The organism is Dyadobacter sp. CY261 (assembly GCF_021440085.1).
GTDB lineage: Bacteria > Bacteroidota > Bacteroidia > Cytophagales > Spirosomataceae > Dyadobacter.
Window position 1 is genome coordinate 287,814 of the sequence record NZ_JAKCPW010000004.1, and the last position, 14,983, is coordinate 302,796.

Annotated in this window: 10 protein-coding genes; 5 read left to right on the forward strand and 5 right to left on the reverse strand. The window is 48.1% G+C overall.

The features are described from left to right. Positions 1-2: 2 nt before the first annotated feature. On the reverse strand, positions 3-3,428 hold the full coding sequence (locus tag LZD49_RS13865; RefSeq protein ID WP_234668164.1) for a DUF2126 domain-containing protein: 3,426 nt from the start codon (positions 3,426-3,428) through the stop codon (positions 3-5). Between the two features lie 193 nt (positions 3,429-3,621). On the opposite strand from LZD49_RS13865, the gene LZD49_RS13870 reads away from it, so the two are divergent. From LZD49_RS13870 to LZD49_RS13885, 4 genes are all read left to right on the forward strand, one after another. Continuing rightward, complete coding sequence (locus LZD49_RS13870) at positions 3,622-4,152, forward strand: hypothetical protein (RefSeq protein WP_234668165.1); 531 nt, start codon at positions 3,622-3,624, stop codon at positions 4,150-4,152. 23 nt (positions 4,153-4,175) lie between these two features. Beyond that, complete coding sequence (locus LZD49_RS13875) at positions 4,176-5,537, forward strand: hypothetical protein (RefSeq protein WP_234668166.1); 1,362 nt, start codon at positions 4,176-4,178, stop codon at positions 5,535-5,537. Positions 5,538-5,616: 79 nt separating this feature from the next. Next, positions 5,617-6,420 carry a pyrroline-5-carboxylate reductase gene (proC, locus tag LZD49_RS13880; protein WP_234668167.1) on the forward strand — a complete coding sequence of 268 codons (804 nt, stop codon included), beginning with the start codon at positions 5,617-5,619 and terminating at the stop codon, positions 6,418-6,420. Positions 6,421-6,547: 127 nt separating this feature from the next. Continuing rightward, the gene (locus LZD49_RS13885; protein ID WP_234668168.1) at positions 6,548-7,462 is read left to right on the forward strand and encodes a DUF1338 domain-containing protein; all 915 of its coding nucleotides are present in this window, start codon (positions 6,548-6,550) and stop codon (positions 7,460-7,462) included. Between the two features lie 160 nt (positions 7,463-7,622). Here LZD49_RS13885 and LZD49_RS13890 read toward each other — a convergent pair whose 3' ends face one another. Then, positions 7,623-9,533 (reverse strand): SGNH/GDSL hydrolase family protein, encoded by a 1,911-nt coding sequence (locus tag LZD49_RS13890; protein ID WP_234668169.1) that lies wholly within the window; start codon positions 9,531-9,533, stop codon positions 7,623-7,625. 127 nt (positions 9,534-9,660) lie between these two features. Between LZD49_RS13890 and LZD49_RS13895 the strand changes: the two genes are divergently transcribed. After that, positions 9,661-9,945, forward strand: a complete 285-nt coding sequence (locus LZD49_RS13895; RefSeq protein WP_234668170.1) for a hypothetical protein — start codon at positions 9,661-9,663, stop codon at positions 9,943-9,945. A gap of 110 nt (positions 9,946-10,055) precedes the next feature. Here LZD49_RS13895 and mraY read toward each other — a convergent pair whose 3' ends face one another. From mraY to LZD49_RS13910, 3 genes are all read right to left on the reverse strand, one after another. Next, a complete protein-coding gene (gene mraY, locus LZD49_RS13900; RefSeq protein ID WP_234668171.1) occupies positions 10,056-11,270 on the reverse strand; it encodes a phospho-N-acetylmuramoyl-pentapeptide-transferase in 1,215 nt (404 codons plus the stop codon). 71 nt (positions 11,271-11,341) lie between these two features. Beyond that, complete coding sequence (locus LZD49_RS13905) at positions 11,342-12,817, reverse strand: UDP-N-acetylmuramoyl-L-alanyl-D-glutamate--2,6-diaminopimelate ligase (RefSeq protein ID WP_234668172.1); 1,476 nt, start codon at positions 12,815-12,817, stop codon at positions 11,342-11,344. 6 nt (positions 12,818-12,823) lie between these two features. Continuing rightward, complete coding sequence (locus LZD49_RS13910) at positions 12,824-14,968, reverse strand: penicillin-binding protein (protein WP_234668173.1); 2,145 nt, start codon at positions 14,966-14,968, stop codon at positions 12,824-12,826. Positions 14,969-14,983: the final 15 nt, after the last annotated feature.

The following is a 14,983-nucleotide window of genomic DNA, read 5'->3' on the forward strand; positions in this document are numbered from 1 at the left end:
ATCTATTTCGATTTCCAGTATTTACGTAAATCCAAAGTATTGGGATACTCCGGATTAATAAGTTCAATAGGTGTATCGCCTTTCATTTCCTTTTTCGTTTCGGCGACAAAACGTGATACGCCGGAAGTAATTTTCTCCATCACCGGCACCTCACGGCTCGCCGAGGGTGTATGCCCGAATCCTTGGAAAAGGCTGATCTTACGCGATTCGGCCTCGAAACTATTCACGGGATAAGTATCGAAACTACGCCCGCCGGGATGCGAAACGAAATAGGTACAACCTCCCAATATACGGTTATTCCAGGTATCCACAATATCAAACGTCAGCGGCGCGTCGGCCCCGATCGTGGGGTGCAATGCCGACGGCGGGTTCCACGCTTTATAGCGGATACCTGCCACATAATCCCCCTTAATGCCTGCGCTCCGCAGCGGTACGCGGCAACCGTTGCAAACTAAAATATGCCTTCCTTCCACAAAACCACTCACTTTTACCTGCAATCTTTCAAGCGAGGAATCCACAAACCGCGCCGTTCCTGCATTCGACAATTCTTCTCCTAAAACATGCCACGGCTCGATGCCGAGTCGTAGTTCAAGCTGAATATTGTCTACCGTTATGCCGCCATAATGCGGAAAACGGAATTCAAAGAATGAATCGAACCAGGAGATATCGAACTTATATCCCGCCTCCTTCAGATCGTTCACCACATCCACCATATCCAGATATGCGAAGTGCGGCAAAAGGAAACGGTCATGGAGCTCGGTGCCCCAGCGGATCAACTTATGCTTGTAAGGTTCCTTCCAGAATTTCGCGATGAGCGCACGTATCAGTAGCGTCTGCACGAGGTTCATATGCTTGTGCGGCGGCATATCGAATGCCCGGAACTCGAGAATGCCCAGCCTGCCGGTCGATGAATCGGGTGAATAGAGCTTATCCATACAAAACTCCGAGCGGTGGGTATTGCCGGTGATGTCGACAAGCAGGTTCCTGAAAATACGGTCGACCATCCAGAACGGTACTTCACCATGTTCGGGAATCTGATCGAATGCAATTTCAACTTCATAAAGGCGCTCGTCGCGCCCCTCATCAATACGCGGTGCCTGGCTCGTAGGGCCGATAAATGGTCCTGCAAAAAGGTAACTCAGTGCCGGATGGTGCTGCCAGTAGGTCAAAAGGCTCCGGAGGAGATCGGGACGGCGTAATATCGGGCTGTCGGCCGGTTTGGCACCTCCGATCGTCACATGGTTACCGCCGCCGGTGCCGGTATGCCGGCCATCGACCATGAACTTGTCGGTTCCTAGTCTCGAAAAGAATGCTTCTTCATACAACGCGCTGATATTATCCACCAGTTCCGTCCAATTTTTGGCAGGATGGATATTTACCTCAATAACACCCGGATCAGGTGTAACGATCAGCTTTTGTACCCGGTAATCAGAAGGTGCCGGATATCCTTCGATCCTGACCGGCATTTTCAGCTTTTCAGCGGTCGCTTCGATTGAAGCCATCAGGTCGAGGTAATGTTCGAGGTAATCGGTTGGTGGGAGGAAAATGTAAATAATGCCGTCGCGTTCTTCCACGCAAATCGCGGTTTTGATCACCGGCACATCGAAGAGCAGGCTATTTTGTGGCTCTTCCTCCTTCTTTTTCTTCGGTTCTTCATCATCGTCAACCGGCTCTGCATTCAGCGGCAACTGATATGCCGATGCCACCGAACCATACCGCGTCTGTACAATGGGCTGGTAATCCGCTAATGTTGGTAAATCTTCAAAAGGGCTGCGCTCCACCGGCTGTTCGCGGTGCTCTTTGGCAATTTCAGGAAGTGAGGTCAATGGCAAACGATAACCCAGCGCCGAATTCCCGGGGATCAGAAAGCAATTACCCCGGCGGAATTGCCAGGCTGTACTCGTCCAATGCTTTCCGCTTTCTTCCCATTTGACAGGGATCACAAAACCGGCCGGATTATTCAAACCTTTTTCCAAAAGCTTCGCCAAAGTCCTTCGCTCCACCGAATCTTTAAGGTTCACCCTCAACGGATCGACATTCACCGGAATTTTTCCCTCTTCCATGGCCCAATAAATGGGATCTTCGTAGGTTGGGGTAATGTTGTTGGTATCGATTCCGAGGTATTTGGTTAGCTCTGTTGTAAAAGTTTCTGCCTCACGGAAGGTGTATTTTGTTTGCCCTTCTTTGGTAATCAAATTATCGTTTTTCCAGATCGGAAGACCGTCGTTGCGCCAGTACAACGCATATTGCCAGCGGGGAAAGAGTTCTCCGGGATACCATTTACCCTGACCGAAATGCAGCAATCCGCCATGGGCAAAGCGGTTTTTCAATCTCAATGCTAGATCGTAAGCCAATTGCCGTTTCAACGGCCCGTCGGCGGCGGTGTTCCACTCCGGTGATTCAAAATCATCTATCGAAATGAAGGTCGGCTCGCCACCCATGGTAAGCCGGACGTCGCCTTCCTGCAAATCCTTTTCAACATCATATCCCACCTGCATAATCGCAGCCCATTGCTCTTCCGAGTAGGGTTTGGTCACACGCGGGTCTTCATGAATGCGGAAGACCTTATTGTCGAATTCAAAAGTAACCTGTGCAATATCCGTAGCACCCGTAACTGGTGCCGCACTGGCATAATCGGGGGTACAGCAGAGCGGAATATGCCCCTCGCTGGCAAAAAGCCCCGATGTAGGATCCAGACCGATCCATCCAGCGCCGGGAACGTATGCTTCAGTCCAAGCGTGCAAATCGGTAAAATCCTCTTCCGGCCCCGATGGCCCATCAAGCGACTTGATGTCGGAGGTAAGCTGCACTAAATAACCAGATACAAAGCGCGCCGCTATGCCCAGATGCCTCAGAATCTGAACCAAAAGCCAAGCTGAATCCCGGCACGAGCCGCTGCGGATGGTAAGTGTCTGCTCACATGTCTGCACGCCCACTTCCATCCTGATATTGTAATGAATGGCTTTGTAAAGCTCCTGATTGAGATAAACCAGAAAATCGACCATTTTAATATCCGGCTGAATTTTCAGATTTTGAATAAAATCCATCAAAAGCGTCCCTGCCTCGCGGGGTTCAAGATAAGGGCCGAGCTCCTTTTCCAGTGTTGCCTCATATTTGAAAGGGTATTTATCCGCATAATCCTCCACGAAGAAATCGAATGGATTGATTACTTGCATTTTAGCGATCACTTCCACATCGATACTTAGCTCCGTCGTTTTTTCGGGAAAAACGACCCGTGCCTGATAATTGCCGAAAGGATCCTGCTGCCAATTGATAAAATGGTTCTCCGGAGTGATTTTCAAAGAATATCCTTCGATCGGCGTACGCGAATGCGGGGCAGGACGAAGCCTGAAAATATGCGGGGAGAGAGAAACGCTCCGGTCAAATTTGTAACGGGTCTTGTGCGAAATAGCAACTTTAATAGCCATAATAGGAGTATTACAATATAGTATAGGTAATCGGGGAACCGGCAATGACAATTACATAAGTAACTCGGTTCTGGTAACATTTCAAAATTTTTGGCCGACGACCTTTTGATCATTTGCCCGGTACGCTTGCACATCAATTTTCGAGGACACTTTCCGATTCCCTTGCTTTGTCCAAACAAGTCGTGGAAAAGCAATGCAGCAAAAGAAAAAATCATTTATAAACACCTCTGACAAAACCGATTATACTCTTCATACACTTCTGACAGTCGCGGCGTTAGCGTTATTTCTATTGGTCCAGCGTTTCCTGGGAGCACAAGTTTTCGAACGGGTAAAAAGATACAAACAAGAATATCGTGCCCGCTCCGTTTCGCTCGATACACTCATGGCCGACAGGTTTGGCCTCGATTACATGCTCCCCAAATACATGGTGGAGTTTATGAAACCCCAAAAGCCGGTACTACTGACGCCGCCTGCCGCCTATATCCGAAAATACATCAGGCAAAGTTCCTCATTCTCGCTCACAAACCCCATTTATATGTTTTATATGAACAGCGAGGTCAGGATTGTGTGCGTAGATAGCCCTGATTTTCGCGAAGCGAATTGCGCCGTGCTCATTGATCAGAAGGGACAATGCTATCCCACGAAAATAAAATCAAAGGCGGATCTGGAATCCATAGTAAGGCTTTTCAAAAGCGACCAGCCATACCGGCCTTCCAAACAATAACATCCACTTTACACACATTAAAAATGCTTCTAGCCGGAATATTTCTGCTCCAATTCTTGATAGGCTTCGGCCTGATCGACAAGTTTGAGGTTATCAGCAGGTTTCCTCAAAAAATATCACTTTCGATTATTCTTGGCTTTTTCATTTCCACCATCCCGGTTTTCGCGTTAGAGCTGGTTCACATTACGCTTACCGTTTTTAGCATTTATCTGGCTATCGCTGTTACCGCCCTGGCCGTCAATCTTAATTTGTCGTGCCTGTTTAAACGGCTACGGCAGGTTTTTACAGAATATCACTACACGATAAACGTCTATGAAACGATCTTTTTAGGTGCCATTTGCTACCTCCTTTTTTTCAGTGTATGGCGAAGCTACGCCATTCCTGTTACGCCTTACGATTCCATCGTGGGAATTGATCTGGTTGCTAAGCAAGCCATAAAGGAAGGCCACATTGTTTCCTCTTTCTTTTTCCGCTCCGATTTTCGTGCGTTTATATCAACCCAGCCGTATTACGCGCCGTTTACGATGTTGATGCAGGTCATTTACAGGTCTATCGGGCTGCCATTCGGGCAACTTTGGCTGGGCATTCTGACCGTCTCCTTTTTTATATTCACATATAGCAAATTATGTGAAACAATCAGCCCGGTGCTTGCTGGCTTTTTTGTGTTGCTACTGGTCACTGTTCCCGAGCTTTATGCCTATACATTCTTGCTGCAAACCGACTTTTCTAATGCGGTCTTCTTTGCAATAGCCATGATTTTCACGATTGAGTTTCTGGATTCGAAGAAAACGCCACATCTCATCCTTGGTTCGATGTTCATGGCTGCCGCCTGCTGGTCGAGAACGGAAACGATCGTATTGGTTATTCCTGTGGCAATAGTCGTTTCTGGCCTTTCGTTTTCCGGATCTCTGGTGCAATCCGTTCGATATGCAGCAGGCTATGCTGGCTTTTGTGTACTTTTTACTGCATTGTGGAACTTGGTCTTTTTCAAATTTTACTTCCCAGTGGTACCCGACATGAAGGATCAGATCAATTGGACAGGTTTGTATTCCATTGAAAAATCCACGGAAATCCTGAACGGGATGAACAAATACTTTTTCGATACAGGCTACTGGGGCTATTTTATTTACATTTTTCTCGGCCTATGGCTTGTCAATGTGGTATTTACACGTCGTAAAGAAGCACTTTGGCCGTTGGTCTGGCTCATAGCTTTCTATTTCTGCTTCTTCATCATGCTGCACCACTTCACATTGATGAATATCGAATACACTTTCCGAAGGGCCATTATGAAATTTCTGCTGCTCATGTGCCTGATGATCGGGCGTCTTCATTTTCTGCAAACACGCAAAAAGCCGACCGCGGCAACGGCGACGGACAAAGGATGAACAATCCCCCGGTGAATTGACCATTATTCCTTAAAAGTTGCGTAATTCGCCGAGTTCCTTACCATTAGTTTAGTTTAAAATGAAAATCGCTATCATCGGCTGCGGCAATATGGGTATGGCCTTCGCCCGCGCCTTTCTGAAATTTGACCTTGTCAAAAACCAGGATTTTTTGCTCGTTGAAAAAAGTACCGACCGCATGGAAAGCCTTACGAGCTTCCAGCCAGGCGTTATCACGGGCATTATCGGTCCGCAGATCGGGGAATATGACCTGATCATTCTTTCCGTAAAGCCGCAGGATTTTCTTTCGGTAGCCGGTTCTCTGAAAGAAGTTATCCAGCCCAACCAGGTAGTTTTGTCGATCATGGCCGGTGTGACGATCGAAGGTATTCAGCATGCATTGAACCATAAAGCGGTGATCCGCGCGATGCCTAACACGCCTGCTATGCTCGGAATGGGCATCACAGCCTATTCGGCCTCTCCGGAAGTAGATATCCATCAATTGCGTAAAATCGAGAACCTTATTAATGCTACTGGCCGCTCGGTGTTCCTGGAAGACGAAGAACAACTGAATGCAGTAACGGCATTGAGCGGAAGCGGGCCAGCCTATTTCTTTTATGTGGTGAAGGCGATGATCGAGGCTGGCAAACAAATGGGATTTGAGGAATCGGTAGCCGCATTGCTCGTCAAGCAGACCATGTTGGGCTCTTACCACCTTATTAATACAGCAGATAAATCACTTGACGATCTTATTAAGGCTGTCGCGTCAAAAGGTGGCACAACCGAGGCTGCATTGCGGCAATTTGAAGCAGGCGAATTAGATAAAACACTCGAAAAAGGCATTTTCGCGGCCCAGGTAAGATCGGCCGAATTGTCGAAGGGATAAAACTCCTGTTGTCAGCCTGACAGTGCAAATGGCCTTCGACCGCCGGGCGGCCTCGTTCCCTCAGGCTGACATCTTAGCTGCATTTAACCTCAAGAGACTCTTCACAAATCATCAAACATTGAAAAATATGGGAACGTCAGCAGCCAAACTAACCGCCCTGGATATCGTTTTGAACGGCCTCATGCGCCGGTACAGGGAACGTGTGCCCGATGTTGGAGTGATACTGGATGCCATGGTGACCGACGGCATTGTAAAAAGTGCCGACGAGATCGAAAACGACCATATTGCATTCCGTACCATGGGCGTTCCACAACTCGGGGTGAAGTCGTTTGAAAAGATTTTCCTGGATTACGGTTACGAGAAGCGCGACCATTATTTCTTTGAAGGCAAAAAACTCGACGCCTGGTGGTATAGCCCACCCCGCGAAACCGACCCACGCATTTTCGTAAGCGAACTCCGCGTAGACGACCTATCCGAGAAAAGCCAGCAAATCATCCGAAGCTACACCGACGAAGTCACCACCGACCCTGTCGACTCCCTCGACCTGGCCAATGGCGACGCCGTAGACGCATTCCTGCACCAGCCCCTATGGCGTACGCCCACCGTCGAGGATTATCAGTCACTGCTCAAAGAAAGCGAATATGCCGCTTGGGTAATCTACAACCGCTATTATCTCAACCATTTCACGATCAGCGTCCATAACCTTCCCGAAGGCTATAACACAGTCGCGCAATTCAACGAATTTTTGGAAAAGCACGGCATTAAACTGAATACTTCCGGCGGGAAGATTAAGATCAGCCCGGATGGAGGTTTGCTACAAAGTGCAACCGTGGCCGAAATGCTGGATGCAGAGTTTGCAAATGGTGAAAAACTACGGATTTCCGGTTCCTACGTCGAATTCGCGGAACGCAAAGTGCTACCTGAATTTGCCAATCTTCCAGCTGGTGAAATTAAAAGAAAACACCGCCGGGATGGTTTTGAAGCCGGTAATGCGGATAAGATTTTTGAGAGTACTTACACTACGCAGACAGGGCGGAATTAGGCGGGAGTTGAATGCAGAAAGAAGACGTCGGGACAGAAATCTAGCGGAGCTGGTATAACCTGCCGAATCTGTTTCCGAGGTAAATCTCCGACGATCACATTCCCGGTTTCAATCGAAAACTAAGCTTCCTGCCCGCCATATTCGGCATGACAAACGCTATTTACTCATTTACAAGAAAATGCACAACCCGCAACGCATTGCCTTCACTCTTCTCATTCTTCTCGGGCGAAATGCTCAAATGCAACTTATGCTTCCCGGCCGGAAGTTCATCGTTGAGCATTAAATACCAGGGCAAATGCAGCTGGTTACTCCATTGGGTATAAGTATCTAATGTTTGCGGCTTTTTGCCGTCGATGGTATAGGTGATTTTCCCGGCATCGGGACCGGAAATAATGGCAATCCCAACTCCGCGACCTTTAAATTCAAAATCCAGGGATGCGTTGGCCGTTTCGCCGACGAGCATTGGAACGTTTACAAAGCCCGGGCGGGTTTGGAACTTCACTTTTGGTTTCCAATCGGGGTCGAGCGTGAAGCCTTTGAGGTTTTTAGCTTCTTCGAGTTTGTGGTAGCTGCCTTTGTCGTAACTAAAACGGTCCATAGGAGCAGGTAATTGAATGTCGCCGGTTACCGGATATTCCATTTTCAGCACTTCCTTAATGGTTTGGGAATACACTTCCTGGCCATAGGGTGATGGATGCAGGTCTTTAAAATCATATTTCCAGCTAAATTCTCCTGCTTTGATGCGATCGTAGACTTCCTTGGCGAGATTAATGTAAGCCGCGCCATAATGCTTTGCGACGCGTTCATGCACGCCTACTTCAATTGGCTCTTTGCCCTGGTCATAATCGTCATTCTTTTTCGGCTCCGCAAACGCCATCATCACGACGTCCGCCTTTGGGTTAGCCGCATACATTTGCCTCAAAATGCCGTCCAACGCTTTAATCTGCGCCTTTTCACTAAATCCATTTCCGCGATCATTCACCGCAGCTTCTACAAAAAGCAAATCCGGCGTTCCTTTGGCAAGCACATCAGCACTGAAACGCATTGAATGCGGCGTGCTCCCGAGCGACGGAATGCCCGCAGCGATGAATGTGAATTCGACATCAGGGAAATGCTCCTGAAGATATTGGGAAGTTTTGTTCCGCCAGCCAGGATTATGGGTAATGGAGCCCCCCAGGAAAGCCACCGTCCCCTTTTTAGATGTCCGGAATTTTTCGAACGCATTGCCTAAACCTTTATTCAATGTAATATAAGGTGTGTGTGGCAATGGCTTCTGCACCGGAACGCTGTTCTCTTCAATGAAATTTGTGAAAAATTCGGGATGTTCGATGGGGAAATGGTGACCTTCGAGCGTCTGTTCGCCGCGTGTCATCGGGTACACGCTCACGGGACCGCCCAATGCGAGGTAATTTTTAACCAATAAACCGGTATTTTCATCAACGGGAGCGTGTTCGTCCTTTAAACCGACAACGTGAATAATCGGTACTTTGAAGGATGCCAGCCCGCCGAGGTCGTCCAATGGAATATCCGTGAAATTGGCGGCCTGCTCCTCGGTCATATTGAAGATTTTCTTCCAGGCTTCCCAATCTTTGGGTGAACCTTTACCCTTTCCTTTGCCACCTGGCCAGCTTTTGGGATCGGCAACGGGTGCTTCGGCGTAAATGCAGCTTACTTTGTCGGGATTGCGCTTTGCCCAGCCATACACATATAACCCGCCCCGGCTTACACCTTCCAAAGCTACTTTGGGGGCAAAATGCTCTTCTTTAACCAAGTAATCGTAGAATGCGTCCCAAACCTGCATGGCTCTTGGATGCGCGAACATGTCGTTGGTGTTGACATAAGCCACGTGAAATCCCCGAGTGAGCAAAATGCTGTCCATATCTGTGTGCCATGTGGGGAAATGTGCCCGCCATACCCATGGGTTTCCTTCGATCGCCGTTTTGGGTTTCACATACCACGCATCACGGCCCTGAAATGTGAATTCTACTTTCTCAAAACCTTTCCAGGAAGTTGTTTTTTTGGCAGTTTGAGCTAAAATATGAGATGCTGATAGCGAAAAAATCAACAGCATATATAATACGGAGCGCTTTGTTTTCATAACATCGAAAAGGAGCGAATCCGGTTATTTTACCGCCAGCTACATTCGCTTTGGTACGATATTTTAAATATTACAATCAAAACAATCTTGAAGAAGACTTATGGATAAGATCGAAAAGTTTAAGACCATGGAGAAAATCCTGCGAGAGATCGAGGATTTGAAAAACAGCGAGACTGCCGTGATTAAGAAGATTGGTCAGATTGAAACAGAGAATATGAATGTCAACGTCCAGAACCTCGACAAGTCGTTGAATGAGATCTACGACGGTGTTTATAAAAATCTTCAGAATGTGGAGAACCTACAAAACGAGTTCACCGAAACCGTCGCTGATTTTAAAGACAGGAATAAGATCACTGATGAGATGTTACTTGAAATAAGAGAATAAATTACCCCAATATCGACAGACTAAAAACCAGCAAAGAGCCCCGATTCGCATGAATTGGGGCTCTTTTAGTTTTGGGAGGAAAGGGAAGAAGGGAGAAAGTAGGGCCTTTTTCAACGCAACTTTAACGTGGCAAGCGTCAAAATCGCCAGAATAATCCCCACAATCCAGAAACGTGTCACGATTTTCGCCTCGTGAATGCCTTTTTTCTGATAGTGATGGTGTAGCGGCGACATCAGGAATATCCTTCGCCCTTCGCCGTATTTCCTTTTGGTGTATTTAAAATAGCTGACTTGCAGGATCACGGATGCATTCTCGACAATAAAAATGCCGCACATGACCGGGATCAGCCACTCTTTACGGATCGCCAGCGCCACAACCGCAATCACGCCACCGAGCATTAAGCTCCCCGTGTCACCCATAAAAACCTGCGCAGGATACGCATTATACCATAAGAACCCGACACAGGCCCCTATGAATGCCGCACAGAAAATAACCAATTCTCCCGAGTTGGGGATGTACATAATATTCAGGTACTGCGAAAACTTGGTGTTACCGGACAAGTACGCCAGCACACCGAGTGTCAATGCAATAATGCCTGAAACACCCGCAGCCAGGCCGTCGATGCCGTCGGTAATATTGGCGCCGTTCGAAATGGCGGTGATGATGAATATTGCGATAATGGTGTAAATCACCCAGGTATATTCCTCTGGTAACCAACCGAAAAGCAATGCCCTGTAATCAAATTCATTGTTTTTAATGAATGGGATAGTAGTAATGGTCGGATGAATAATATCGTGGTATCGCTGTACTTCGCCCAGGTTCGAGCTTAGAAGTGGCTGATCATACACGCGGATCTTAACATTATCATTAAAAGAAAGCGTAATCCCTACAATCACTCCCAAACCTACCTGGCCTACAATTTTGAAGCGCCCCGCCAGCCCGTCCTTATTATTCTTGAACTTCTTAAGATAATCGTCCAGAAAGCCGATTCCACCTGTCCAAATGGCCGTTATAATCAGCAAAACAATGTAGACATTGCTCAGCTTCGCAAATAGCAACACCGGGATCAGCAATGACGCCAGGATGATGAAGCCACCCATGGTTGGCGTACCGGCCTTTTCCAGTTGCCCGGCCAGCCCGAGATCGCGGATCGACTCACCCATTTGCTTTCTCCGTAGCAGATTAATAATAGACTTTCCGTAGGTGGCAGCGATAAATAGCGACAAAACCGTCGCCCCCAGCGCCCTGAACGAGATGTATTGAAATACCCCGGCCCCGGGAATGTTGAAGTGCTTGTCTAAGTAATCGAAGAGATAATAGAGCATGAAAAAGCTTGTTGGGATGACGGCTGCAAAATTGGTTTTTTTAATAGACTACGCCAAAAGCACGGTGATTTTTAATTCCCCGCCCGCTTTGCGAATACTTCCATTAACACCTCCTTATCGTCGAAATGGTGTTTTACACCTTTAATATCCTGGTAATTTTCATGTCCCTTACCCGCGATCAGGATAATATCACCGGCCTCCGCTTCAAAACCGGCTTTCAAAATAGCCTCATGGCGGTCTTCGATCACGGTTGTTTTTTTGTAATCCAATGGCGGCACACCTTTCCGCATCTGGTCGAGAATATCGATTGGGTCTTCGAAACGCGGATTGTCCGATGTCAGGATCACACGATTGCTATACCGGCAGGCGATTTCCGCCATTTTAGGCCGCTTTTCCGCATCACGGTTGCCTCCGCAGCCTATCACGGTGATCACCTGTTCGTTGCCCTGACGCAAATGTGCGATTGTTTCGAGTACATTTTCAAGCGCGTCGGGTGTGTGTGCATAATCAACAATGCCCACAATGTGATCGGCCGAATGGAATTGCTCGAACCGGCCCGGAGGGCTTTTCAGGTTAGAAAGTTCCGTTAAAACAGCCTCTTCCTTCTCCCCCAAAAGCACCGCTGCACCATATACTGCGAGCAGATTATAAGCATTGAAACGCCCAATCACACGGAACCATACTTCCTGGTTGTTAATGTCCATGTGCATCCCCGCGAGCGTATCTGAGATAATTTTCCCCTTGAAGCTCGCCAGCGTTTGGAGCGAGTAAGTTTCGACGCGCGCTTTGGTGTTCTGAACCATCACGGTGCCGCGGCGGTCGTCAATATTCACCAATGCAAATGCGTTCTTCGGCAATGCGTCGAAAAAGCCTTTTTTGGCCTTGATATAGTTATCGAATGTCTTGTGAAAATCGAGGTGGTCGTGGGTAATGTTGGTAAAAATGCCGCCGGCGAAATGCAGACCGGTGATGCGGTGCTGGGCGACGGAATGCGAGCTCACTTCCATAAACACGTGGCTGCAATTGCGGGAAGCCATTTCGGCGAGCAATGCATTCAGAGCCACGGCGTCGGGTGTGGTGTGTGTGGAAGGGATGATCTCGTCTTCGATCTGGTTCTGAACCGTCGACAACAAGCCGGAACGATAACCCAATGCCCTGAAAAGCTGGAAAAGGAATGTCGCCACCGATGTTTTTCCATTGGTGCCCGTCACGCCAACCAGCTTCACTTTTTTGGAAGGATGACCATAAAAAGCCGCCGCGATAAGTCCCATCGCCTCAGCCGAATCCTCAACCTCAATATATGTAATGTCTTCTCTTACACTTTCGGGAAGTTCTTCGCATAAAATAGCGGTCGCACCTAGCCCGGTAGCGGTTCCAATGAACTGATGTCCATCCACCTGTGTCCCGCGTAATGCGACGAACAGGCTTCCGGGGATAACTTTTCTGGAATCCAGAATGATATTCTTGACCTTGACATCGGCATAACCATGGATAATGGCCCCTTTTACTTCGCCGAGCAGGCTGCTCAAAATTGGATCGTTTTCCATGAAGGATTATTGTAATGTAAGCAGGATCGCCTTGCTTCCCGTTTTATTGATGCCCGGAGGCAATGATTGTTCGATCACCTTGCCGGAGCCTTTGAACGTCACCTTGAAACCCTTGTTTTCCATTACGTACAAGGCGTCGCGCATCGACATTCCTTCCAGGTTAGGTACATCCCGCGATTCCACATCACGCGGGCTCCATTTCGTTTTACCTTGTTTGTAGAGCGATGCCGCGGCATATTCGCTTTCATCGGCAACGGGTGTCATATTCAATGACTTGCTGATTACATTAAGGTCGCTCGTCATACCCGTCCATTTCACATCCGTGGATGTCTCGGGTATTGAATCTTTCACCGGGTTCTGAATCGCAACGTCATACGCATATATGCGGTCGGCTACTTCTTTGAAAACAGGCGCTGCAACGCTTCCCGCATAACGGGTGTAATCGGCTCCCGCGCTTTTGGGATTGTCGATAATCACGATGCAGCTATATTTTGGCTTATTGGCTGGAAAATAACCTGCGAACGAGGTGTAGTTTTTGCCCTCGGTATACACGCCATTGATCAACTTCCGCGCCGTCCCGGTTTTCCCGGCAATCTGGTACAAATCACTTTTGATATGTTTTGCCAAACCGGCATTTACCACACCTTCCAGCATCTTCTTCAATTTCCGAATGGTTTCCGGCGAGCAGATCGGTTTTTCTTCTACATATGCAGGGATTTTGTCTTCAATTTCTTCCGCATTGCGTATCTCCCGCACGATCATCGGCCGTACCCAGTAACCATTATTGGCCACTGCATTGTAAAAGGCCAGCGTCTGCAAAGGGGTCATCTGCATTTCGTAGCCATGCGCCATGAAATACATCGAGTAGTTGCTCCACTGCTTCGATTTCCGATCACGGATCAATGGTGGCTTTTCGCCTTTCATATGGATACCAGTGGGCTGGTTCAGATGGAATTGCTTCAGATATTGCAGGTATTTGTCGGGCTTGTTGGCAAAATACCTTTGCATTAACTGCACAATGCCGATGTTGGACGACTTTTCTAAAACCTGCGAAGCCGTTATCGTACCGAAACCGCCCCGGTGCGCGTCGCGGATAGTATGGTTACGAAACTTCATGGATCCATTGCCTGTATTCACCATCACCTGGTCGGGATCCATATGTGTTTCTTCCAGCAAAGCCATCATTGTTGCCAGCTTGAATGTTGAACCGGGGTCGTTGCTGCCTGCCAATGCATAGTTAAATACTTCCTCGTACTTCCCCGGCCCTCGCTTGGTCAGGTTAGCCATTGCCTTGATTTCCCCGGTAGCCACTTCCATAATGATCACGGAGCCGAAATCCGCGTCCATCTCGAGCAACTTTCTGCGCAATGCGATCTCGGTACGCTCCTGGTAATTCATGTCCAGCGTTGTGTAAATATCGCGGCCGGCCTCGGGCTGGACGTTGAATGCATCCCCTACCGGTATTTTCAACCCGCCTTCCACTTTCTCCACCCAACCAATGCCCGGCCTTCCTTCGAGTTGTTTGTCAAAACTGGCTTCCAGGCCAATGTAGCCCCGACCACTCTTTGGATCGATGCCGCCGATCGTGCGGTCGGCCATTGGGCTGAAAGGCTTGTAACGTTTGTAAATCGTCTCGAACTTGCCACCGCCACCTTTGCGGTCCTTGGCGAAAAACGGCCATTGCTTGATCCGTTCACGCTCCAAATGGGTGATTTCCCTGCTTTTCAGGCGCAGGTAGCGCTTACTCTTGCTCACGCGATAGCGCATGATTTTGCTTTTGTAACCTTCCGCCGTATTTTCTTTGAAGTTTTTGGCCAGCAGCGCTGCCAGCTCGTCGATATGGTTGTTGAAATAAGCCGAATCCGCTACTTTGGTATCAAACCCCACATAATAATAGGGCAATGACGTAGCCAGCAAACTGTTGTCGCTGGAATAAATATTGCCCCGCATGGCCGGAATCGTATCCAGTTTCAGATCGTTTTTTTCTGAATATTCAGCCCAGGTCTTTCCTTTGAAAGTATCGTAGTACTGAACCCGTATGAGCTTAGCGAACACCATGATCGCCAACGCAAATAGCAACCAGCCCACAAGACGGGCCCGGCTGATCAGCGCTTTTTTATTATTCTGGCCGCTTTCGACTTCGTTTTTCATGAGGTGTTGAGAGAA